Source organism: Pseudomonas sp. G3-19 (assembly GCF_054855875.1).
Genome location: NZ_JBMPIQ010000003.1, coordinates 5189727 through 5211860 on the forward strand (window position 1 = coordinate 5189727; position 22134 = coordinate 5211860).

At 60.8% G+C, this 22134-nt stretch carries 20 protein-coding genes; 12 read left to right on the forward strand and 8 right to left on the reverse strand.

Going from position 1 to position 22134, the window contains the following annotated elements; genetic code table 11:
• The first annotated feature begins 78 nt into the window (after nt 1–78).
• Together ACOYXI_RS23565 and ACOYXI_RS23570 are read left to right on the forward strand one after the other, a co-directional pair.
• A complete protein-coding gene (locus tag ACOYXI_RS23565) occupies nt 79–1806 on the forward strand; it encodes an ABC transporter ATP-binding protein/permease (protein WP_134785434.1) in 1728 nt (575 codons plus the stop codon).
• Between the two features lie 191 nt (nt 1807–1997).
• Nucleotides 1998–2747, forward strand: a complete 750-nt coding sequence (locus ACOYXI_RS23570) for a FadR/GntR family transcriptional regulator (protein ID WP_177416188.1) — start codon at nt 1998–2000, stop codon at nt 2745–2747.
• A gap of 145 nt (nt 2748–2892) precedes the next feature.
• Here the strand turns inward: ACOYXI_RS23570 and ACOYXI_RS23575 are convergent, their stop codons facing one another.
• Nucleotides 2893–3081 carry a hypothetical protein gene (locus ACOYXI_RS23575; protein ID WP_134785435.1) on the reverse strand — a complete coding sequence of 63 codons (189 nt, stop codon included), beginning with the start codon at nt 3079–3081 and terminating at the stop codon, nt 2893–2895.
• Nucleotides 3078–4397, reverse strand: coding sequence for a phospholipase (locus ACOYXI_RS23580; RefSeq protein ID WP_282412928.1), 1320 nt, complete (start codon nt 4395–4397; stop codon nt 3078–3080). The genes ACOYXI_RS23575 and ACOYXI_RS23580 overlap by 4 nt, the downstream gene beginning before the upstream one ends.
• Before the next feature lie 237 nt (nt 4398–4634).
• Between ACOYXI_RS23580 and kdgD the strand changes: the two genes are divergently transcribed.
• The 5 genes from kdgD to ACOYXI_RS23605 all read left to right on the forward strand — a co-directional run bounded on the left by kdgD (nt 4635) and on the right by ACOYXI_RS23605 (nt 11461).
• Nucleotides 4635–5546 carry a 5-dehydro-4-deoxyglucarate dehydratase gene (gene kdgD, locus ACOYXI_RS23585; RefSeq protein ID WP_007981458.1) on the forward strand — a complete coding sequence of 304 codons (912 nt, stop codon included), beginning with the start codon at nt 4635–4637 and terminating at the stop codon, nt 5544–5546.
• 60 nt (nt 5547–5606) lie between these two features.
• Nucleotides 5607–7052, forward strand: coding sequence for an aldehyde dehydrogenase family protein (locus ACOYXI_RS23590; protein ID WP_134785437.1), 1446 nt, complete (start codon nt 5607–5609; stop codon nt 7050–7052).
• A gap of 149 nt (nt 7053–7201) precedes the next feature.
• Nucleotides 7202–8566: an MFS transporter gene (locus ACOYXI_RS23595; protein WP_247842310.1), complete on the forward strand. Its 1365-nt coding sequence runs from the start codon at nt 7202–7204 to the stop codon at nt 8564–8566.
• A gap of 11 nt (nt 8567–8577) precedes the next feature.
• Nucleotides 8578–10131 (forward strand): galactarate dehydratase, encoded by a 1554-nt coding sequence (gene garD, locus ACOYXI_RS23600; RefSeq protein WP_098967200.1) that lies wholly within the window; start codon nt 8578–8580, stop codon nt 10129–10131.
• 388 nt (nt 10132–10519) lie between these two features.
• A complete protein-coding gene (locus tag ACOYXI_RS23605) occupies nt 10520–11461 on the forward strand; it encodes an AEC family transporter (protein WP_134785438.1) in 942 nt (313 codons plus the stop codon).
• Nucleotides 11462–11596: 135 nt separating this feature from the next.
• Here ACOYXI_RS23605 and ACOYXI_RS23610 read toward each other — a convergent pair whose 3' ends face one another.
• The 6 genes from ACOYXI_RS23610 to gatC form a co-directional block, all read right to left on the reverse strand.
• Complete coding sequence (locus ACOYXI_RS23610; protein WP_003221648.1) at nt 11597–11977, reverse strand: carboxymuconolactone decarboxylase family protein; 381 nt, start codon at nt 11975–11977, stop codon at nt 11597–11599.
• Nucleotides 11974–13035 (reverse strand): calcium/sodium antiporter, encoded by a 1062-nt coding sequence (locus ACOYXI_RS23615; protein ID WP_461675356.1) that lies wholly within the window; start codon nt 13033–13035, stop codon nt 11974–11976. The genes ACOYXI_RS23610 and ACOYXI_RS23615 overlap by 4 nt, the downstream gene beginning before the upstream one ends.
• 46 nt (nt 13036–13081) lie before the next feature.
• Nucleotides 13082–13456, reverse strand: coding sequence for a septal ring lytic transglycosylase RlpA family protein (locus ACOYXI_RS23620; RefSeq protein ID WP_007966094.1), 375 nt, complete (start codon nt 13454–13456; stop codon nt 13082–13084).
• A 229-nt stretch (nt 13457–13685) separates the two neighbouring features.
• The gene (gene gatB / locus ACOYXI_RS23625; protein WP_007961565.1) at nt 13686–15131 is read right to left on the reverse strand and encodes an Asp-tRNA(Asn)/Glu-tRNA(Gln) amidotransferase subunit GatB; all 1446 of its coding nucleotides are present in this window, start codon (nt 15129–15131) and stop codon (nt 13686–13688) included.
• A 10-nt stretch (nt 15132–15141) separates the two neighbouring features.
• On the reverse strand, nt 15142–16593 hold the full coding sequence (gatA, locus tag ACOYXI_RS23630; RefSeq protein ID WP_097090387.1) for an Asp-tRNA(Asn)/Glu-tRNA(Gln) amidotransferase subunit GatA: 1452 nt from the start codon (nt 16591–16593) through the stop codon (nt 15142–15144).
• A gap of 16 nt (nt 16594–16609) precedes the next feature.
• The gene (gatC, locus tag ACOYXI_RS23635) at nt 16610–16897 is read right to left on the reverse strand and encodes an Asp-tRNA(Asn)/Glu-tRNA(Gln) amidotransferase subunit GatC (RefSeq protein WP_003221657.1); all 288 of its coding nucleotides are present in this window, start codon (nt 16895–16897) and stop codon (nt 16610–16612) included.
• 211 nt (nt 16898–17108) lie between these two features.
• Between gatC and mreB the strand changes: the two genes are divergently transcribed.
• The 5 genes from mreB (at nt 17109) to rng (ending at nt 22060) form a co-directional block, all read left to right on the forward strand.
• Nucleotides 17109–18146 carry a rod shape-determining protein MreB gene (mreB, locus tag ACOYXI_RS23640; protein ID WP_002555108.1) on the forward strand — a complete coding sequence of 346 codons (1038 nt, stop codon included), beginning with the start codon at nt 17109–17111 and terminating at the stop codon, nt 18144–18146.
• Nucleotides 18147–18287: 141 nt separating this feature from the next.
• Complete coding sequence (gene mreC, locus ACOYXI_RS23645; protein WP_461675578.1) at nt 18288–19412, forward strand: rod shape-determining protein MreC; 1125 nt, start codon at nt 18288–18290, stop codon at nt 19410–19412.
• Complete coding sequence (mreD, locus tag ACOYXI_RS23650; RefSeq protein ID WP_007961576.1) at nt 19412–19903, forward strand: rod shape-determining protein MreD; 492 nt, start codon at nt 19412–19414, stop codon at nt 19901–19903. The genes mreC and mreD overlap by 1 nt, the downstream gene beginning before the upstream one ends.
• Nucleotides 19904–19947: 44 nt before the next feature.
• Nucleotides 19948–20544 (forward strand): Maf family protein, encoded by a 597-nt coding sequence (locus ACOYXI_RS23655; protein ID WP_461675357.1) that lies wholly within the window; start codon nt 19948–19950, stop codon nt 20542–20544.
• A 58-nt stretch (nt 20545–20602) separates the two neighbouring features.
• A complete protein-coding gene (rng, locus tag ACOYXI_RS23660; protein WP_007961585.1) occupies nt 20603–22060 on the forward strand; it encodes a ribonuclease G in 1458 nt (485 codons plus the stop codon).
• The last annotated feature ends 74 nt before the right edge of the window (nt 22061–22134 follow it).

Sequence of the window (22134 nt, forward strand, 5' to 3'; positions counted from 1 at the left end):
AGTCCCACTCTGGCGATAAAACGAACCGATCAACTATGATCGGTGCGTGTCTGTTCTTTTCTTTATCGAGCCTTTTCCATGAATCAGAACGCTGAATATTCCGCGGTCAACGATGCTGTGCGCGGGCAGTTTTTTCGCAAGGTGTGGGCGATCATCACGCCCTACTGGCGCAGTGAAGAGAAGGGCAAGGCCTGGACGCTGCTGATTGCGGTGATCGCGCTCTCGCTGCTGAGCGTGGGCATCTCGGTGTGGTTCAACACCTGGTACAAGGACTTCTACAACGCCCTGCAAAAGAAGGATGAAGCGGCGTTCTGGCGCTTGATTCTGTATTTTTGCGGCATTGCGGCCGTGGCGATTGTCGGTGCCGTGTACCGGCTGTATCTGACCCAGATGCTGACGATTCGCTGGCGGGCCTGGCTCACCGAAAAGCATTTCTCCCGTTGGCTTGCCGACAAGAATTACTACCAGCTGGAGCAGGGCGGTTACACCGATAACCCGGACCAGCGGATTTCAGAAGACCTCAACAAGTTCACCGCCACCACCTTAAGCCTGGGTATTGGCTTGCTGAGCAATGTCGTCAGTCTGGTGTCTTTTTCGATCATCCTCTGGGGTGTATCGGGCAGCATCGAAGTGTTCGGGGTTACGATTCCCGGTTACATGTTCTGGTGTGTGCTGATTTACGCAGGGGTGGGTAGTTGGCTGACGCATTTGATCGGTCGGCGCTTGATCGGCCTGAACAACAGACAACAGCGTTTCGAGGCTGACCTGCGTTTCTCCATGGTTCGAATTCGTGAGAATGCCGAGAGCATCGCGTTGTACAACGGCGAGCCGAACGAGAACCGCCGGCTGAGCAGCCGTTTCGGTCTGGTCTGGCACAACTTCTGGGACATCATGAAAGTGTCCAAACGACTGACCTTCTTTACCGCCGGCTACAGCCAAGCAGCCGTGATCTTTCCGTTTATCGTTGCGGCGCCGCGTTACTTCGCCGGCAAGATCGAGCTGGGTGAACTGATGCAAATCAGCTCGGCATTCGGCAACGTCCAGGAGAGTTTCAGCTGGTTCATCAGCGCCTATCAAGAGCTGGCCTCGTGGCGCGCCACCTGTGATCGTCTGCTGAGTTTCCGTCAGGCCATGACCGATAACGAACAGCGTACGCCGGCCATCGACGTGCAGAATCAGGGCAGTGAATTGCAAGTGCACAACCTCGGTCTGGACTTGGCTGATGGTCGTCATCTGCTGACCAGCGCCGACATGACAGTCGAGCCGGGTGAGCGGGTGATGCTCAGCGGCCGATCCGGCAGCGGCAAGTCGACGTTGCTGCGGGCGATGGGGCATCTGTGGCCGGCGGGCCACGGCAACATCCGGCTGCCGGCGGCGCGTTACCTGTTCCTGCCGCAGAAACCGTACCTGCCGATCGGCACCTTGCGCGAGGCCTTGAGTTATCCACAGCCGGGCGATACCTATGCGCCGGAGCGCTACGCCGAGGTGCTGGAAACTTGCCGACTGCCGCATCTGGTTGCGCGTCTGGACGAAGCCAATCACTGGCAGCGCATGCTGTCGCCGGGTGAGCAGCAACGCCTGGCTTTCGCCCGTGCCATGCTTTACGCACCGCAATGGCTGTACATGGACGAAGCGACGTCGGCGATGGATGAAGAGGATGAGGCAACGTTGTATCAGGCGCTGATCGATCAGTTGCCGGGCCTGAGCATCGTCAGCGTCGGCCACCGCAGCAGCCTGAAGCGTTTCCACCCTAGACATGTGCGGATCGACAGCGGGCATCTGGTGGAGCAGGCCGTGACCGCTTGATCACCACAACCCCCTGTGGGAGCGGGCTTGCTCGCGAAGGCGTCTCTTCAGTCGACAAATCGGTTGCCTGACACACCGCCTTCGCGAGCAAGCCCGCTCCCACATGGGGTAATGTGAGGCGGGATGTGATCGTACAACCCGCCTGCGCTATGATGCCCACCAAGCCGAATTTTCGAGACCAGACGTTGACCATGGAAAACCCGATCGACACTCCACGCCTCCCACGCAAGCGCCGCAGCCTGGCTCAGGAGCTGGTGACGGTGCTGACCGAGCAGATCCGCGACGGTCTGCTCAAGCGCGGCGACAAATTGCCCACCGAGTCGGCGATCATGCAGGAGCACGGCGTCAGCCGCACCGTGGTGCGCGAGGCGATCTCCCGTTTGCAGGCCGCCGGCCAGGTGGAAACCCGCCACGGCATCGGCACCTTTGTGCTCGACACGCCGAGCCCCAGCGGTTTCCGCATCGACCCGGCCACGGTCGTCACCCTGCGTGACGTGCTGGCGATTCTCGAATTGCGCATCAGCCTGGAAGTGGAGTCCGCCGGCCTCGCCGCGCAACGCCGCAGCTCCGAACAACTGGCGACCATGCGCGCCGCCCTCGATGCGCTGAACGACAGCGTGGCCCACGCCAGCGATGCGGTGGCCTCGGACTTCGCCTTCCACCTGGAAATCGCCCTGTCCACCGGCAACCGCTACTTCACAGACATCATGACCCACCTGGGTACCAGCATCATTCCGCGTACGCGGCTGAATTCGGCGCGTCTGGCCCACGATGATCAGCAGCACTACATGAATCGTCTGAGCCGTGAGCACGAAGAGATTTATGACGCAATTGCCCGCCAGGATTCCGATGCGGCGCGGGCGGCCATGCGTCTGCACTTGACCAACAGCCGCGAAAGACTGCGCCAGGCTCATGAAGAGGCACAAGCGCAGCGCGGATGAGTTTGCAGGTTTGATTCATGTGTTGATTGATCTACCGCTTTCGCGAGCAAGCCCGCTCCCACCCTGGATTTTCGGCAAGCCCGGACTTTGAGTTCAGCCGAGATCCATTGTGGGAGCGGGCTTGCTCGCGAAGGGGCCCGTGAATTCAGCGCGGCAATATCGAGCGATCCACCCTCACTGCCAGTTGCGCTTGCCCCGGCTTGGCAGCAAACGCCACCTCGCCTGATTGATCCACAATACCCCGCGCAATCGGCTTGCCATCTGCCAGCAACTCCAGCGGTGCACCTTGCAGCGACTGTCCCGACGCCAGTTCCAGTTTCAATCTGATCGTCATGCCCATTCTCCTTGATTGACGTTGCCGCTCGGGTGGTAGTCCTTGAGCAGCAGGTAGGTGCTCCAGCCCCACCAGTCATCGATGGTGGCGGTGTCGTTGAGGTTGTTCACGTCTTTGCGCCGCAGCACCTTGCCGCCCTCGACGCGGAACAGCGGCGAGAAGTTGCCGGAAAGATTCAGCACCGCCGTCAGATCCGGCAGCCGTTGCAGCGCGGCAAACGTCGAAGGGGCGGGCACGTTGCCGCTGAGGTAAGCTGCGAAGACTTCATCCGCCGAGGCCTGCACCGCCAGGTTGACCTGGGTGCGGTTGTCCGCATCGCTGGCCTCGAAGTAGCGTTTGTCGCCGTAGGCGCGCCATTGATCGCCATGGGCGTTGCGCACTTTGAGGCCGAATTTGCTGTCCTCGTCGTGCATGAAACGGGTCACCAGCGAGCCGAGATCGCTCGGCGTGACCACCGCCGCCATCTCTTTGCGCGGCACCCGCAGATGGCCGGCAGAGAACAGGTCAGTGAGGAAGTGGTCGGCAAATGCGTTCATTGCATAGGCCCGTTTCAGTTGCTGCTCATCGTGAGTGGCGCGGGCCGCGACGGCGGTTTGCAGGGCGGCGGTGTGGCCGGCGATGTAGGCCAGTCTGGCCCATTCGCCGAAGTGGTCGGCGTTGTTCGCCGCCAGTTTCAGATAACGTCCGAGCGGGAACAGCGCGGAGACAAAACTGCCGCCACCGGTGATCTTGTTCCACTCTTCGGACAACGTATCTCCGAGCGCATCGTAGGCTTCGTGCGGTGCTTTGCCGTCCTTGATCGCTTGTTTAACCGCGTCGATCTCTTTTTGCATGACCGCGAGAATCTGCGTGGCCTCGGCGCGGGAGGCCGGCAGCACGGCGAGGGAGTCGAAGGCGGCATTGAAACGGTTCAGGCGATCGGCTGGAGTCGCGCCTTCGTTGATCGGTCGATCGACCACGCCGTAGAAATCTCCAGCCAGCGCCACCACCTGGCCGTAGGTCAGCGCTAGACCGTTGGGCAAGTGCAAGGGCAGGTTTTGCGCGCGAACCGGCTCGACGTTTTCGCTGAAGCGCAGCAGGGTGTTGTCGCCGATGGCCGTGTGTTCAGCGCCTTCAAAGCGCAGTGGTGGTCGAATGTTCAACGCTTTGCCGGGGAGGGCGGTGACCGGTTCGACATCGCCGTGGGCGTCGGCGATGTGCAGCAGCAGATGCGGATTGTCGGTGCTGAAGTGGATGCCATTTACAGTGAAAAGATCTTCGAATCGGGCGATGACCGGTGTGGGTCTTTCCTGTGGTTTTGCATGCAGTCCGGACATTTCTGGCTCCTTGATATGTCGTCGGTGGATTTATTTTTAGCTGTATGGATATACAGTTAAATCGAGCCTAGCCCAGATTTTTCCTACGTCAAGAACGAATCTTGTCCGACAAAAAGTGTGAGGCGACGATGAAATGCAGTTGACGGTTGTCTTTTAAGTTGTACGATGACCTACAACTTCAGCGCTGGCTGAACCATAAAACTCACAAAAAATGTTGCTACCCAGGGTGTTCGAAAAATGAATCCACAAGAACTGAAGTCCATCCTCTCCGCCGGTCTGCTGTCGTTCCCGGTCACCGATTTCAATGCCCAGGGCGATTTCAACCGCGCTGGCTACATCAAACGTCTGGAATGGCTGGCCCCGTACGGCGCGTCGGCACTGTTCGCCGCCGGCGGCACCGGTGAGTTCTTCTCCCTGGCAGCCAGCGAATACTCGGAAATCATCAAGACCGCGGTCGATACCTGCGCCACCAGCGTGCCGATTCTGGCCGGTGTCGGCGGCTCGACCCGTCAAGCCATCGAGTACGCCCAGGAAGCCGAGCGTCTGGGCGCCAAAGGTCTGTTGCTGCTGCCGCATTACCTGACCGAAGCCAGCCAGGACGGCGTTGCCGCCCACGTTGAAGCGGTGTGCAAATCGGTGAACATCGGCGTGGTGGTCTACAACCGCAACGTCTGCCGCCTGACCGCGCCACTGCTGGAACGTCTGGCCGAGCGTTGCCCGAACCTGATCGGCTACAAGGACGGTCTGGGCGATATCGAGTTGATGGTGTCGATCCGTCGCCGCCTCGGTGATCGCTTCAGCTACCTCGGCGGCCTGCCGACCGCTGAAGTCTACGCCGCCGCCTACAAGGCGCTGGGCGTGCCTGTTTACTCGTCGGCGGTGTTCAACTTCATCCCGAAAACCGCGATGGATTTCTACCACGCGATTGCTCGCGAAGATCACGCCACCGTCGGCAAGATCATCGACGACTTCTTCCTGCCGTACCTCGACATCCGCAACCGCAAAGCCGGTTACGCCGTGAGCATCGTCAAGGCAGGCGCCAAGATCGCCGGCTATGACGCAGGCCCGGTGCGCGCACCGCTGACCGACCTGACCGGCGAAGAGTACGAAATGCTCGCTGCGCTGATCGACAAGCAAGGCGCGCAATAAACACCGACCCACAAGGCCGCTGAGCAATCAGCGGCTTTTGCGTAGAGAGGAGAATTTTCTGTGGCTGATTCCAAGCGTTACGACAACTACATCAACGGTGAATGGGTCGCCGGTGCCGACTACTCGGCCAACATCAACCCGTCCGAGTTGAGCGACACCATCGGAGATTACGCCAAGGCTGACCTGACTCAGGTTAACGCCGCTATCGATGCGGCCCGCACCGCGTTCCCGGCGTGGTCGACTTCGGGCATTCAGGCCCGTCACGATGCGCTGGATAAAGTCGGCACGGAAATCCTCGCCCGTCGCGAAGAACTCGGCACCCTGCTGGCCCGGGAAGAGGGCAAGACCCTGCCCGAAGCCATCGGCGAAGTGACCCGCGCCGGCAATATTTTCAAGTTTTTCGCCGGTGAATGCCTGCGTCTGTCCGGCGATTACGTGCCGTCGGTGCGCCCGGGCGTCAACGTTGAAGTGACCCGCGAAGCCCTCGGCGTGGTCGGTCTGATCACCCCGTGGAACTTCCCGATTGCCATCCCGGCATGGAAGATTGCTCCGGCATTGGCCTACGGCAACTGCGTGGTGCTGAAACCTGCGGATCTGGTGCCGGGTTGTGCCTGGGCGCTGGCGGAAATTATCTCCCGTGCAGGCTTCCCGGCCGGCGTGTTCAACCTGGTGATGGGCAGCGGTCGAGTGGTCGGCGAAGCGCTGGTCAACAGCCCGAAAGTCGATGGCATCAGCTTTACCGGTTCGGTGGGCGTGGGTCGGCAGATCGCTGTTAATTGCGTGTCGCGCCAGGCCAAGGTGCAGCTGGAAATGGGCGGCAAGAACCCGCAGATCATTCTCGACGACGCCGACCTCAAACAAGCGGTCGAGCTCTCGGTGCAGAGCGCGTTCTATTCCACCGGCCAGCGTTGCACGGCGTCGAGCCGCCTGATCGTCACCGCCGGGATTCACGACAAATTCGTCGAGGCCATGGCCGAGCGCATGCAGTCGATCAAGGTCGGCCACGCGCTGAAATCCGGCACCGACATCGGTCCGGTGGTTTCCCAGGCGCAGCTTGAACAGGACATGAAGTACATCGACATCGGCCAGTCCGAAGGTGCACGTCTGGTCAGCGGCGGTGGTCTGGTGACCTGCGACACCGAAGGCTACTTCCTCGCGCCAACGCTGTTTGCCGACAGCGAGGCGTCGATGCGCATCAGCCGTGAAGAGATCTTCGGCCCGGTGGCCAACGTCGTTCGCGTGGCCGATTACGAGGCGGCGCTGGCGATGGCCAACGACACCGAGTTCGGTCTGTCGGCTGGTATCGCCACCACGTCGCTGAAGTACGCCAACCACTTCAAGCGTCATTCGCAGGCCGGGATGGTAATGGTCAACCTGCCGACCGCCGGTGTCGATTACCACGTTCCGTTCGGTGGCCGTAAGGGTTCATCCTATGGCTCACGTGAGCAAGGCCGCTATGCGCAAGAGTTCTACACCGTGGTGAAAACCGCCTACATCGGCTCCTGATACAGCAATACCCCTGTAGGAGCTGCCGAAGGCTGCGATCTTTGCTTTTGAAGATCAAAAGATCGCAGCCTTCGGCAACTCCTACAGGGAATACATGCAGCACAACAGATTCACCCGCGCATAAAAATAATCAGTGGGAGTACATCTACATGCAATCGTCCAAGCCGACTCACGTCCGCTATTTGATCCTGCTCATGCTGTTTCTGGTGACCACGATCAACTACGCCGACCGCGCGACCATCGCCATCGCCGGTTCCAGCCTGCAAAAAGACCTCGGCATCGACGCGGTCACCCTCGGCTACATCTTCTCTGCTTTCGGCTGGGCCTACGTCGCCGGGCAGATTCCCGGTGGCTGGCTGCTCGATCGCTTCGGCTCGAAAAAAGTCTATGCCCTGAGCATTTTCACCTGGTCGCTGTTCACCGTGCTGCAAGGCTTTGTCGGTGAATTCGGCATGTCCACGGCGATCGTTGCGCTGTTCATGCTGCGCTTTCTGGTGGGCCTGGCCGAGGCGCCATCCTTTCCCGGTAACGCGCGGATTGTCGCGGCCTGGTTCCCGACTGCGGAGCGCGGAACCGCCTCGGCGATCTTCAACTCGGCGCAATACTTTGCCACCGTGCTGTTTGCACCGCTGATGGGCTGGATCGTGTATCGCTTCGGCTGGGAACACGTGTTCATCGTCATGGGTATGTTCGGCATCGTCTTCTCGGGCATCTGGCTCAAGGTTATCCACAGCCCGCGTCAACATCCGCTGGCCAACGAAGCCGAAGTGCAGTTCATCGCCGACAACGGCGGCATGGTCGACATGGACGTCAAGCAAGGCAAAAAATCCGACGGTCCGAAGTGGGATTACATCCGTCAGTTGCTGACCAACCGCATGATGCTCGGTGTATATCTGGGTCAGTACTGCATCAACGGCATCACCTATTTCTTCCTGACCTGGTTCCCGGTGTACCTGGTGCAGGAGCGCGGCATGACTATTCTCAAAGCCGGTTTCATTGCCTCGCTGCCGGCGATCTGCGGTTTCATCGGTGGCGTGCTTGGCGGGGTGATTTCCGATTACTTGCTGCGCAAAGGGCATTCGCTGACCTTCGCCCGCAAGGCACCGATCATCGCCGGTCTGCTGGTATCCAGCAGCATCGTCGCCTGCAACTATGTTGATGTTGAATGGATGGTGGTCGGCTTCATGGCCTTGGCATTCTTCGGCAAAGGCGTGGGCGCGTTGGGCTGGGCAGTGGTGTCCGACACTTCGCCAAAACAGATCGCCGGTCTGAGCGGTGGCCTGTTCAACACCTTTGGCAACATCGCCTCGATTACCACGCCGATCGTGATTGGCTACATCATCAGCTCCACCGGTTCGTTCAAGTGGGCGCTGGTGTTCGTCGGTGCCAACGCACTGGTCGCGGTGTTCAGCTACCTGGTGATCGTCGGCCCGATCAAACGTGTGGTGCTCAAAGAGCCGCCAACCAACGGTGGTTCTGAAATCACCGGCAAATTGTCTCAAGCGCATTCCTGAGGAGCGGCGTCATGCAGTTGATTGAACATTCCGACTCGCCGCGCTACATCCGCCTGCACGAGCGGGACAACGTAGTGATTGTGGTCAACGACCAGGGCGTACCGGCCGGCACCGAGTTCCCGGACGGTCTGGTGACCGTGGATTTTGTGCCGCAGAGCCACAAGGTCACCCTCGAGGACATTCCCGAGGGCGGCCAGGTGATTCGCTACGGCCAGACCATCGGCTACGCGTTGCAGCCGATCCCGCGTGGCAGCTGGGTCAAGGAAGATCAACTGCGCATGCCGACCGCGCCGCCGCTGGACAGCCTGCCGCTGTCCACCGAAGTGCCTGCCGCGCAGGCCCCGCTGGAAGGCTTCACGTTCGAGGGTTACCGCAACGCCGACGGCACCGTCGGCACGCGCAATATTCTCGGGATCACCACCACGGTGCAGTGCGTGACCGGCGTGCTCGATCACGCGGTGAAACGCATCAAGGACGAGTTGCTGCCGAAATATCCGCACGTCGATGATGTGGTGGCGCTGACCCACAGTTACGGCTGCGGCGTGGCGATCACCGCCACCGACGCCTACATCCCGATCCGCACCGTGCGCAACTTGGCGCGCAACCCGAACCTGGGTGGCGAAGCGTTGGTGATCAGTCTGGGCTGCGAGAAATTGCAGGCCGGGCAGGTGATGCACGAGGACGATGCCTCGGTCGATCTCAGCGAGGCATGGCTGTATCGCCTGCAGGATTCCAGTCACGGTTTCACCGAGATGATCGAGCAGATCATGGCGCTGGCCGAAGTCCGTTTGAAGAAGCTCGACCAGCGCCGCCGCGAAACCGTGCCGGCCTCCGAGCTGATCCTCGGTATGCAGTGCGGCGGCAGCGATGCGTTCTCCGGCATCACCGCCAACCCGGCGCTGGGTTATGCCTCGGACTTGCTGCTGCGCGCGGGGGCGACGGTGATGTTTTCCGAAGTCACCGAAGTGCGCGATGCGATTTATCTGCTGACTTCCCGTGCCGAAACCAAAACCGTGGCGCAGGAACTGGTGCGTGAGATGGACTGGTACGACCGCTATCTGGCCAAGGGCGAAGCGGATCGCAGTGCCAACACTACGCCGGGCAACAAGAAGGGCGGGTTGTCGAACATTGTCGAGAAGTCGCTGGGTTCGATCGTCAAATCCGGTAGCAGCGCGATCAATGGCGTGCTCGGCCCGGGCGAGCGTTTCAAGCAGAAGGGTTTGATTTTCTGCGCCACGCCGGCGAGTGATTTTGTCTGCGGCACCTTGCAGTTGGCAGCGGGAATGAACCTGCATGTGTTCACCACCGGGCGGGGTACGCCGTATGGTTTGGCGATGGCGCCGGTGGTCAAGGTCTCGACGCGTACGGAATTGGCGCAGCGCTGGCCGGACCTGATTGACATCGATGCCGGTCGGATTGCCACCGGGCGCGCGACCATCGAGGAGCTGGGCTGGGAGTTGTTCCACTACTACCTGGATGTGGCGAGCGGCAAGCAGCAGACGTGGGCGGAGAAGCACAAGCTGCATAACGACATCACCCTGTTCAATCCGGCGCCGATTACCTGATGGTTTGTGAGGCAAAATCTACCCTCACCCCAACCCTCTCCCGGAGGGAGAGGGGGCCGATCCGGGAATATTCTAGTAATACACCGACCTGAAAGGGATCTACCGAATCCATAATCGACTCGGTCACTCGGGTCGATGGATGACGCACCACACCTCAGTCAGCCCCCTCTCCCGGAGGGGGAGAGGGGCCGATCCGGGAATTTTAATAATACGCCGACCTGAAAATGCTTTGCCGAATCCATAGTCGACTCGGTATTGCAGGTCGATGTATGACGCACCACACCTCAGTCGTCCCCTCTCCCTCCGGGAGAGGGTTAGGGTGAGGGGCTTTTCAAGCTTTTGGCTTATCATTAAGCCCTGACGACGCTCACCCAAAGGCTCCCCCGGCATGCTGGCAATTTTCCTCGAAACCTTGAACATCACCGCGCCGGTGTTCGCCATGCTGTTCCTCGGGGTGTTGCTCAAGCGCATCGACTGGATCAACGACAACTTCATCCACACCGCCTCGGCGCTGGTGTTCAACGTCAGCATGCCGGCGCTGCTGTTTCTCGGGATTCTGCATGCGGATCTGCACGCCGCACTGCAACCGGCGCTGCTGATCTATTTTGCGATCGCGACGCTGGTGAGTTTTGCCCTGGCCTGGGGCTGGGCGATCATCAAGTGCCCGCGTGAAGATCGCGGTATCTACACCCAGGGTGCGTTTCGCGGCAACAACGGGGTGATCGGTCTGGCGCTGGCGGCGAGCATGTACGGCGACTACGGGATTTCCCTCGGGGCGATTCTCGCGGCGCTGGTGATCCTGTTTTACAACACGCTGTCGACCATCGTGCTCGCGGTGTACAGCCCGGTGATCAAGTCCGATCCGTGGAGCATCTGCAAAAGCGTGTTCAGCAACCCGCTGATCATCAGCGTGATTGCCGCCGCGCCGTTCGCGTATTTCCAGATCAGCCTGCCGGGCTGGCTGGAAACCTCCGGCCAGTATCTGGCGCAAACCACTTTGCCGCTGGCGCTGATCTGCATTGGTGGCACGCTGTCACTGGCGGCGCTGCGCAAGAGCGGCAGCATGGCGCTGAGTTCGAGTCTGGTGAAGATGATCGGCCTGCCGGTGCTGGCGACGCTGGGGGCGTGGTTGTGGGGCTTTCGTGGCGCAGAGCTGGGGATTCTGTTTCTGTACTTCGGCAGCCCGACGGCGGCGGCCAGTTTCGTCATGGCCCGGGCGGCGCAGGGCAATCATGAGCTGGCAGCGGCGATCATTGTGCTGACCACGCTGATGGCGGCGGTGACCACCAATATCGGGATCTTTCTGTTGCAGTGGGGTGGGTGGATCTAGCCTGAGACTCGGGTTGCTCCTGCGGGCCTCTTCGCGAGCAAGCCCGCTCCCACAGGTTTTTGTGTTGTTAATCAGATTTCAACAACACCAAAGAACCCTGTGGGAGCGGGCTTGCTCGCGAAGGCGTCAGTCCTTTCACTCAGGTTTCTGGTAACTGTCGATCACTTCCTGCGCCGCGCGAAACGCATCAATCGCCGCCGGCACCCCGGCGTACACCGCGCAATGCAGCAGCGCCTCGCGAATCTCCTCGACCGTGCAGCCATTGTTCAGCGCACCGCGCACGTGGCCCTTCAATTCCTGCGGGCACTTCAATGCGGTCAGCGCTGCAAGGGTAATCAGGCTGCGGGTTTTCAGCGGCAGACCTTCGCGATTCCACACGCCGCCCCAGGCGTGTTCATTGACGAAATCCTGCAACGGCTGAGTGAATTCGGTGGCGTTGCCCAAGGCGCGATCAACGAACGCATCACCCATTACCTGACGGCGGATTTCAACCCCGGTTTTCTGCGAATCGGTCATGGCACATCCCTCTTGTGGTGTTGGCGGCGCCAGGCGCGTACGGACGTGAACAACAGAAACGCCAGCAGCGTCGGCAGCACGTAGAACAGCATCAGTTTTTCCAGTTTGCCGGCCAGCGGCATGCCGGTGGTGAACGACACCACGTGCAGTCCGTAAGCCGCGTACAAACCGAGCAACAGCAGACCCTCGGCGCGGGTCACACGGTAGCCGGAATAGAACACCGGCAGGCACAGCGCGGCGACGCCGAGCATCACCGGCAAGTCGAAATCCAGCGCGTTGGGCGAGACCGACAACGGCGTCGGCGCAATCAACGCAGTGACCCCGAGCACCCCGAGCAGGTTGAACAGGTTGGCGCCAATCACGTTGCCCACGGCGATATCGCGTTGTCCGCGCAATGCGGCGATCAGCGAGGTGGCGAGTTCCGGCAGCGAGGTGCCGACCGCAACCACCGTCAGACCGATCACCCGTTCGGAGAAGCCCAGATCGGTCGCCACCGCCACCGCTGCGCCGAGCAGCAAATGCCCGGCGAACACCAACAGCGCCAGGCCGACAACGATCATCAGCAGACTGCTGAACCACGGCACCTGCGGAGGTTGTGGCGATTCCGAATGCGGGCGCGCCGAGTGCCGCGACTGGCGCAGCAACAGGCCCAGATACAACGCCAATGCCGCGAGCAACAGCACGCCGTCGAAGCGGCCGATCTGTTCATTCCAGGCGAGGACGAACACCAGCAGGCTGGCGCCGATCATCAGTGGAATATCCAGACGCACCAGTTGCCGTGAGACTCGCAACGGAATGATCAGCGCCGACAGACCAAGGGTCACGAGGATGTTGAAGATGCTGCTGCCGATCACGCTGCCGACGGCGATGTCGGGGTTGTGCGTCAGGGTCGCTTGCAGGCTGACCGCCATCTGCGGGGCGCTGCTGCCGAGGGCGACGATGGTCAGGCCGATGATCAGCGGTCGCACATGCAGGCGCGCGGCGAGACGCACCGCGGCGCGCACCATCAGTTCGGCGCCGAGGATCAGCAGGATCAGGCCGCTAAGCAGCTCGATCACCTTGATCAGTGGTAGGTCGGCTAGAGCAAAAATGGTCAGCGCTCCATCAGTCGTCGAGGGCCTGTATGCGCACCCGTGCGGTGCCGCTACCGAGCATGCCGAGGCGTTCGGCGGCTTCACGCGAGACATCGATCAAGCGGCCACGGGTGTGCGGGCCACGATCGTTGATGCGCACAACGCAGGATTTGTCGTTTTTCAGGTTGGTGACCTTCACCCGGGTGCCGAATGGCAATTGGCGGTGGGCGGCGGTCAGGGAATGCTGGTTGAACGGCTCGCCACTGGCGGTGCGTTTACCGTGGTGCTTGGCACCGTAATAGGAGGCGACGCCGGTCTGGTCGTACCCGTGCGGGTCGATGATGTCGTTGCTGGCGCAACCGGCGAGCAAGGAGAGCAGGGCGCAGGCGCCGAGCAGACGTTTCATTCAAAGGCTCCACAAAACAAATGTGGAAACAACCCAATGTGAAGATCAGTTTCTGTGGCGAGGGGATTTATCCCCGATGGCGCGCGCAGCGCCCCCAAATTCCAGATACAGAAGAATTGGGGCCGCTTCGCAGCCCATCGGGGATAAATCCCCTCACCACAAAACCCCTTCAGCCATGGATTGTTCCCACAGGGGATGGAGCCAGGCTTCAGGTCTGGCCCCATTTGCATCAGCCTTCGAGCTTGCTTTTCAGCAGTTCGTTCACTTGCTGCGGGTTGGCTTTGCCTTTCGAAGCCTTCATGGCCTGACCGACAAAGAAGCCGAACATCTTGCCGCGCTTGGCTTCGTCTGCCGCACGGTATTGTTCGACCTGCTCGGCGTTGGCCGCGAGCATTTCGTCCAGCACCGCGGAGATCGCGCCGCTGTCGGTCACTTGCTTCAGACCGCGCTTGTCGATGATCTCGTCCGCCGTGCCTTCGCCGTTGGCCATCGCTTCGAACACCACTTTGGCGATCTTGCCGGAGATGGTGTTGTCCTTGATGCGCTGCAGCATGCCGCCCAACAGTTCAGCGGAAACCGGCGACTCGTCGATGTCCAGGCCTTGCTTGTTGAGCAGGCTGCCCAACTCGACCATCACCCAGTTCGCCGCCAGTTTGGCGTCGCCGCCGATGGCTGCGACCTTCTCGAAGTAGTCCGCTTGCTCACGGCTGGTAGCCAGCACGTTGGCGTCGTAGGCCGACAGACCGAACTGGCTCTGGAAGCGCTCGCGTTTTTGCGGTGGCAGTTCCGGCAGGGTAGCGCGCACCTCGCCGAGGAACGACTCTTCGATGACCACTGGCAGCAGGTCCGGGTCGGGGAAGTAACGATAGTCGTTGGCTTCCTCTTTGGAGCGCATCGGACGGGTCTCGTCCTTGTTCGGATCGTACAGACGGGTCTGCTGGATCACTTTGCCGCCGTCTTCGATCAGCTCGATCTGCCGCTGGATCTCGGAGTTGATGGCCTTCTCGATGAAGCGGAACGAGTTGACGTTCTTGATCTCGCAGCGGGTGCCGAACTCGACCTGGCCTTTCGGGCGGACCGAGACGTTGCAGTCGCAACGCAGCGAACCTTCGGCCATGTTGCCGTCGCAGATGCCCAGATAACGTACCAACGCGTGGATCGCCTTGACGTAAGCCACGGCTTCCTTGGCGCTGCGCATGTCCGGCTCGGAAACGATTTCCAGCAGCGGCGTGCCGGCACGGTTCAGGTCGATGCCGGTGGCACCGTTGAATTCTTCGTGCAGACTCTTGCCGGCGTCTTCTTCCAGGTGCGCGCGGGTGATGCCGACACGTTTGACGGTGCCGTCTTCCAGCGCGATGTCCAGGTGGCCCTTGCCGACGATCGGCAATTCCATCTGACTGATCTGGTAGCCCTTCGGCAGGTCCGGGTAGAAGTAGTTTTTGCGGGCGAACACGTTGTGCTGACCGATCTCGGCGTCAATCGCCAGACCGAACATCACCGCCATGCGCACCGCTTCCTGGTTCAGCACCGGCAATACGCCGGGCATGCCCAGGTCGATCAGGCTGGCCTGGGTGTTCGGCTCGGAGCCGAACTGGGTGGAACTACCGGAAAAGATTTTCGACCGGGTAGTGAGCTGAGTGTGAATCTCCAGCCCGATCACGACTTCCCATTGCATGTGTGTCTCCTCAGAAGCCGGTTGGGGTGCGGGTGTGCCAGTCAGTGTTCAACTGATACTGATGGGCAACGTTCAACAGGCGACCTTCCTGGAAATACGGCGCAAGCAACTGCACGCCCACCGGCAGACCGTCGACAAAACCGGCCGGCATCGACAGGCCCGGCAGGCCCGCGAGGTTGGCGGTGATGGTGTAGACGTCTTCCAGATAGGCAGCGACCGGATCGCTGTTCTTCGCGCCGAGCTTCCAGGCCGGGTTCGGCGTGGTCGGGCCGAGGATGATGTCGACTTCATTAAAGGCCGCCATGAAGTCGTTCTTCACCAGACGACGGATCTTCTGCGCTTTCAGGTAGTAGGCGTCGTAGTAACCGGCGGACAGCGCGTAGGCGCCGACCATGATCCGGCGCTGCACTTCCGGCCCGAAGCCTTCGCCACGGGAGCGTTTGTACAGGTCGATCAGGTTCTCCGGGTTCTCGCAGCGATGGCCGAAGCGCACGCCGTCGAAACGCGACAGGTTCGAGGAGGCCTCGGCTGGCGCGATCACGTAGTACGCAGGAATCGCGTGCTGCATGTTCGGCAGGCTGATTTCCTTGATCACGGCACCGAGCTTCTGCAGCTCTTTGATGCTGTTCTGGATCAGTTCGGCGATGCGGGGGTCGAGACCGGCGCTGAAGTATTCCTTCGGCACGCCGATGCGCAGGCCCTGCAGCGAAGTGTTGAGGCTGGCGGAGTAATCCGGAACCGGCTCATCGATGCTGGTGGAGTCGTTCTGGTCGAACCCGGCCATACCTTGCAACAAAATCGCGCAGTCTTCGGCCGTACGCGCCAACGGGCCACCTTGGTCGAGGCTGGAGGCGTAAGCGATCATGCCCCAGCGCGAAACACGACCGTACGTCGGTTTCAGGCCTGTGAGGTTGGTGAATGCAGCGGGCTGACGGATCGAACCACCGGTATCGGTGGCCGTGGCCGCCGGCAACAGACGAGCGGCAACCGCCGCCGCCGAACCACCGGACGAACCACCCGGCACGTGTTCCAGGTTCCACGGGTTTTTCACCGCGCCGTACCAGCTCGACTCGTTGGCCGAACCCATGGCGAATTCGTCCATGTTGGTCTTGCCCAGTGTCACGGCGCCGGCAGCGGCCAGTTTCGCAACCACGGTGGCGTCGTACGGGGCCTTGAAGTTGTCGAGCATCTTCGAACCGCAGCTGGTGCGGATGCCTTGAGTGCAGAACAGGTCCTTGTGGGCGATCGGCGCACCGAGCAGGGCGCCGCTCTCACCGTTGGCCCGGCGCGCGTCGGCGGCTTTCGCCTGCTCGAGTGCCAGCTCTTCGGTGAGGCTGATGAAACTGTTGAGCTGCGGATCGAGCTGGGTAATACGCGCCAGCAGGACTTTGGTCAGCTCTTCGGAGGAAAACTTTTTATCGGCGAGACCGCGGGCGATCTCGGCCAGAGTCATTTGATGCATTGCAGGCTCTTTCCCTTTAGTCGATGACTTTCGGAACCAGATACAGGCCGTTTTCGACCGCTGGTGCGATGGACTGATAGGCCTCGCGGTGATTGGTCTCGGTCACGACGTCGGCGCGCAGGCGCTGACTGGCTTCCAGCGGGTGGGCCAAAGGCTCGATACCGTCGGTATCGACGGCCTGCATTTCGTCGACCAGCCCGAGAATGCTGTTGAGGGCGGAAGTAATGTGCGGAAGATCGGCATCATTCAGGCCAAGGCAGGCCAGATGTGCGATTTTTTCCACGTCGGAGCGTTCTAGCGCCATCGGGATTCTCCAGTGGAAAACAGAACGGACGGCGTCCGTGTGTTAGATTGTCGGAACACTACCGCACTTCTACGGTCATAAGGCCGCGATTGTGGGGCTTGGTGCACAGAAAAGCGGCCAATTTAACATATTGGCGCCTTGCCCAAAATCCCTGTCGTTGTTAGAGTTTGCCGCACTTTTTTACCCACGCGTTGCCTAGGGTCCCTTTCCCATGTTCAAGAAACTGCGTGGCATGTTTTCCAGCGATCTTTCCATTGACCTGGGCACTGCCAACACCCTTATTTACGTGCGCGAGCGCGGTATCGTCCTGAATGAGCCATCGGTTGTGGCCATTCGGACACACGGTAACCAGAAAAGTGTCGTTGCTGTCGGCACCGAAGCCAAGCGCATGCTCGGCCGTACGCCGGGCAACATTGCTGCCATTCGTCCGATGAAGGACGGCGTGATCGCCGACTTCAGCGTCTGCGAAAAGATGCTGCAATACTTTATCAACAAGGTTCACGAAAACAGCTTTCTGCAGCCCAGCCCTCGTGTGCTGATCTGCGTTCCATGCAAATCCACCCAGGTTGAGCGTCGTGCCATCCGTGAATCGGCCCTCGGTGCCGGTGCCCGTGAAGTGTTCCTGATCGAAGAGCCGATGGCTGCTGCGATCGGTGCCGGCCTGCCGGTTGAAGAAGCACGCGGTTCGATGGTCGTCGATATCGGTGGTGGTACCACTGAAATCGCGCTGATCTCCCTGAACGGTGTGGTCTACGCCGAATCCGTCCGCGTGGGCGGCGACCGCTTCGACGAAGCGATCATCACCTACGTGCGCCGCAACTACGGCAGCCTGATCGGTGAATCGACTGCCGAGCGCATCAAGCAGGAAATCGGTACGGCCTACCCGGGCGGCGAAGTTCGCGAAGTCGACGTTCGCGGTCGCAACCTGGCCGAAGGCGTTCCACGTGCATTCACCCTGAACTCCAACGAAGTGCTGGAAGCTCTGCAAGAGTCCCTGGCCACTATCGTTCAGGCTGTGAAAAGCGCGCTGGAGCAATCGCCGCCGGAACTGGCTTCCGACATCGCCGAGCGTGGCCTGGTGCTGACCGGTGGTGGCGCGCTGCTGCGTGACCTCGACAAGTTGCTGGCCCAGGAAACCGGTCTGCCGGTGATCGTTGCCGAAGATCCGCTGACCTGTGTTGCTCGCGGCGGTGGCCGTGCATTGGAAATGATGGACAAGCACACCATGGACCTGCTCTCCAGCGAATAAGCGCCGGTTTGCAATACGTGGGTGAGCGCACAGGCAGCACTTTGCAGTGCTGCCTGTTGGCGTTTATCTTCTGTCAGTCTTCATCCAGGCCGGTTTGATGCCGTATGAATAAACAGAACATTTGCCTGGGAGGAGCGGCTTATTAAACCGCTTTTCGCCAAAGGCCCTTCGTTGGGTGTGCGCCTGTTGGTGCTGGCCGTGCTGTCGGTCGCGCTGATGGTGGTCGATGCCCGCTTCGACCTGCTCAAACCCGCGCGCAAACAAGCGTCGCTGGTGTTGATGGACGCCTACTGGATCACCGACCTGCCCGGACGGCTGTGGGAAGGGATCGCCAGTCAGTTCGGCAGCCGCACCGAGCTGGTCGCCGAAAACGAAAAACTCAAGACCGAGAACCTGCTGTTGCAGGGGCGCATGCAGAAGCTTGCCGCCCTTACCGAGCAGAACGTGCGGCTGCGCGAGTTGCTCAATTCCTCCGCACTGGTCAACGAAAAGGTCGAAGTGGCCGAGTTGATCGGCATGGACCCCAATCCCTTCACCCATCGCATCATCATCAATAAAGGTGAGCGCGATGGCGTGGTGCTCGGTCAGCCGGTGCTCGATGCACGCGGTCTGATGGGCCAGGTGGTCGAGTTGATGCCGTACACCTCCCGGGTGCTGCTGCTGACCGACACCACTCACAGCATTCCTGTGCAGGTGAACCGTAACGGTCTGCGGGCGATTGCCAGCGGCACCGGCAACCCGGAACGTCTGGAACTGCGGCATGTTGCCGATACCGCTGACATCAAGGAAGGCGATCTGCTGGTCAGCTCCGGCCTGGGTCAGCGCTTCCCGGCCGGTTATCCGGTGGCGACGGTCAAGGAAGTCATTCACGATTCCGGTCAGCCGTTCGCGATTGTCCGCGCGGTGCCGACCGCTGCGTTGAACCGCAGCCGTTATCTGCTGCTGGTGTTCAGTGACAACCGCACCGCCGAAGAGCGCGCCAACGATGCGGCGCGGGCCCAGGAAAATCTCGATGCGCAGGGCGGTGGCCCGATGCTTCCGGCCACGGTGCCGAAAGTTGTCAACACCCCGGCTGCCGCTGCAGCGCCAGCCGCCCCGGCAGCACCGGCCGCTGCGGCCAGCACCACGCCGGCCAAACCTGCAGCGAGCAAACCTGCTGCGACCAAGCCTGCGGCGGCGGCTAAACCGCCAGCATCCCAGCCGGCTGCGCGACCGGCGGCGAAACCACCTGCCGCCACGCCAGCCAACACCGGGAGACAAGAATAATGGTCGGGGCTACTGCTTCGCGTAACGGCTGGATTGTCTGGCTGACGTTTGTCGTCGGCATCCTGCTGAGTGTTTCACCGCTGCCGATGTTCATGGAAATCCTGCGTCCCCTCTGGCTGGCGTTGCTGCTGACTTTCTGGGCGTTGTACATGCCGCATACGGTCGGCATGGTCACCGCGTTCTGCCTGGGGCTGGCCGAAGATGTGCTGCAGGGCGATCTGCTTGGCCAGAATGCCTTGATCCTGACGCTGATCACCTTCCTCGTGCTGTCGTTGCAGCAGCGTCTGCGGATGTTCCCGATGTGGCAGCAGTGCCTGGTGATCCTGGTGATCTTCGGCCTCGCTCAACTGGTGCAGCTGTGGCTCAGCGCCTTGACCGGCAATCGTCAGCCCACTCTGGCGCTGGTACTGCCGGCATTGGTCAGTGCCTTGCTCTGGCCTTGGGTCAGCTTCGCTTTGCGTGGATTGCGCCGGCGCTACAAAATCAACTGATTCGGTCAGGCATGTGCCCGCACCTCGACAAGGGAGATGTCTTGATGAAGCCGCTTTACCTCGCCTCTGGTTCGCCGCGTCGGCGTGAGTTGCTCGCGCAGATCGGCGTGCCGTTCTCCGCCATCAGTGCGGACATCGATGAAACCCCGCTCCCCGAAGAATCGCCAGCGGCCTATGTCGAACGCCTTGCGCGTGGCAAGGCCGAGGCCGGTCGGCGCACGCTGGCGGCCGACGCGGCGTTTTGCGTTCTGGGCGCGGACACCGCCGTGGTGCTCGACGGCAAAATTCTTGGCAAACCGGTGGACGAAGCCGATGCATGCGCCATGCTGATGATGTTGTCCGGCAAGGAGCATGAAGTGCTGACCGCCATCGCCGTGCTCGAAGGCGAGCGCTGTGAGTCGCGCGTGGTGCGCAGTCTGGTGCGCTTCCGCCCGATCAGCCGCGAAGAAGCGGCGGCCTACTGGGCCAGTGGCGAACCCCGGGACAAGGCCGGCGGGTATGGCATTCAGGGCCTCGGCGCGGTGTTTGTCGCCGGGCTCAATGGCAGCTATTCGGCGGTGGTCGGGCTGCCGGTTTGCGAAACCGCAGAACTGTTGGGCCATTTCGGCATACCCTGTTGGCAAAACCTGAACGCGCAATGAGCGTCGTACGAATCAAGATGCGGCCATTATCGTGAACATGCCTGAACGAGACCCTGCCATGAGTGAAGAGATTCTGATCAACATCACGCCGATGGAATCGCGCGTGGCGGTGGTCGAAAACGGTGTGCTGCAAGAAGTCCATGTCGAGCGCACGCAGAAACGCGGGATCGTCGGCAACATCTATAAGGGCAAGATTGTCCGGGTGCTGCCGGGCATGCAGGCGGCATTCGTCGACATCGGTCTGGATCGTGCCGCGTTCATCCATGCCTCGGAAATCTCCCTGCGCGAAGGCCCTGCGGTGGAAAGCATCAGCGCGCTGGTGCACGAAGGGCAGAGCCTGGTGGTACAGGTGACCAAGGATCCGATCGGTTCCAAGGGCGCGCGCCTGACCACGCAGCTGTCGATTCCGTCGCGCTATCTGGTGTACATGCCGCGCACCGCCCACGTCGGCATTTCCCTGAAAATCGAAGACGAAGCCGAGCGCGAGCGCCTCAAACAGGTGGTCAGCGATTGTGTGGCCAAGGAAGGAATCAAGGAGGCCGGTGGCTTCATTCTGCGTACCGCCGCCGAAGGTGCCGGGGCCGATGAGATCCTCATGGACATCCGCTACCTGCGCCGCCTGTGGGATCAGATCAATGCGCAGATCCAGACCATCGGCGCGCCGAGTGTGATCTACGAAGACCTCGGTCTGGCCCTGCGCACGTTGCGCGATCTGGTCAGCCCGAAGATCGAGAAAATCCGCATCGACTCCAGGGAAACCTTCCAGAAAACCACGCAGTTTGTGGCCGAACTGATGCCGGAAATCGCCGATCGTCTCGAACACTATCCGGGCGAGCGGCCGATTTTCGACCTGTATGGCGTCGAAGACGAAATTCAGAAAGCCCTCGAGCGCAAAGTGCCCCTCAAGTCTGGCGGTTATCTGGTGGTCGATCCGGCGGAAGCCATGACCACCATCGACGTCAACACCGGCGCGTTTGTAGGCCATCGCAATCTCGAAGAAACCATCTTCAAGACCAACCTCGAAGCCGCCACCGCGATTGCCCGGCAGATGCGCCTGCGCAATCTGGGTGGGATCATCATCATCGACTTCATCGACATGGAAGATGAAGAGCATCAGCGCCAGGTGCTGCGCACCCTGGAAAAACAGCTCGAACGTGATCACGCCAAGACCAACATCATCGGCATCACCGAGTTGGGCCTGGTGCAGATGACCCGCAAGCGCACCCGTGAAAGCCTTGAGCAAGTGCTGTGCGAGCCGTGCAGCAGTTGCCAGGGGCGGGGCAAGCTGAAGACCCCGGAAACCATCTGTTACGAGATTTTCCGCGAGATTCTGCGTGAAGCCCGGGCCTATCAGGCTGAGGGTTATCGGGTATTGGCGAACCAGAAAGTGGTGGATCGGCTGCTCGACGAAGAGTCCGGTAACGTCGCCGAGCTTGAAGGGTTCATCGGCCGCACCATACGCTTTCAGGTCGAAACCATGTATTCCCAGGAACAATATGACGTGGTGCTGCTCTGAACCCCTGCAGCACATTTAATCCACAACGGCTGGCCTCAGCTTTCAGTAGTTTTTTTGCCATGGGAGCCAACTGA

Excerpts from the sequence above, each read along its gene's own strand:
- ACOYXI_RS23565 (WP_134785434.1), top strand. The coding sequence starts at position 79 with ATGAATCAGAACGCTGAATATTCCGCGGTCAACGATGCTGTGCGCGGG.
- ACOYXI_RS23570 (WP_177416188.1), top strand. The coding sequence starts at position 1,998 with ATGGAAAACCCGATCGACACTCCACGCCTCCCACGCAAGCGCCGCAGC.
- ACOYXI_RS23575 (WP_134785435.1), bottom strand. The coding sequence starts at position 3,081 with ATGACGATCAGATTGAAACTGGAACTGGCGTCGGGACAGTCGCTGCAA.
- ACOYXI_RS23580 (WP_282412928.1), bottom strand. The coding sequence starts at position 4,397 with ATGTCCGGACTGCATGCAAAACCACAGGAAAGACCCACACCGGTCATC.
- kdgD (WP_007981458.1), top strand. The coding sequence starts at position 4,635 with ATGAATCCACAAGAACTGAAGTCCATCCTCTCCGCCGGTCTGCTGTCG.
- ACOYXI_RS23595 (WP_247842310.1), top strand. The coding sequence starts at position 7,202 with ATGCAATCGTCCAAGCCGACTCACGTCCGCTATTTGATCCTGCTCATG.
- garD (WP_098967200.1), top strand. The coding sequence starts at position 8,578 with ATGCAGTTGATTGAACATTCCGACTCGCCGCGCTACATCCGCCTGCAC.
- ACOYXI_RS23605 (WP_134785438.1), top strand. The coding sequence starts at position 10,520 with ATGCTGGCAATTTTCCTCGAAACCTTGAACATCACCGCGCCGGTGTTC.
- ACOYXI_RS23610 (WP_003221648.1), bottom strand. The coding sequence starts at position 11,977 with ATGACCGATTCGCAGAAAACCGGGGTTGAAATCCGCCGTCAGGTAATG.
- ACOYXI_RS23620 (WP_007966094.1), bottom strand. The coding sequence starts at position 13,456 with ATGAAACGTCTGCTCGGCGCCTGCGCCCTGCTCTCCTTGCTCGCCGGT.
- gatB (WP_007961565.1), bottom strand. The coding sequence starts at position 15,131 with ATGCAATGGGAAGTCGTGATCGGGCTGGAGATTCACACTCAGCTCACT.
- gatA (WP_097090387.1), bottom strand. The coding sequence starts at position 16,593 with ATGCATCAAATGACTCTGGCCGAGATCGCCCGCGGTCTCGCCGATAAA.
- gatC (WP_003221657.1), bottom strand. The coding sequence starts at position 16,897 with ATGGCGCTAGAACGCTCCGACGTGGAAAAAATCGCACATCTGGCCTGC.
- mreB (WP_002555108.1), top strand. The coding sequence starts at position 17,109 with ATGTTCAAGAAACTGCGTGGCATGTTTTCCAGCGATCTTTCCATTGAC.
- mreD (WP_007961576.1), top strand. The coding sequence starts at position 19,412 with ATGGTCGGGGCTACTGCTTCGCGTAACGGCTGGATTGTCTGGCTGACG.
- ACOYXI_RS23655 (WP_461675357.1), top strand. The coding sequence starts at position 19,948 with ATGAAGCCGCTTTACCTCGCCTCTGGTTCGCCGCGTCGGCGTGAGTTG.
- rng (WP_007961585.1), top strand. The coding sequence starts at position 20,603 with ATGAGTGAAGAGATTCTGATCAACATCACGCCGATGGAATCGCGCGTG.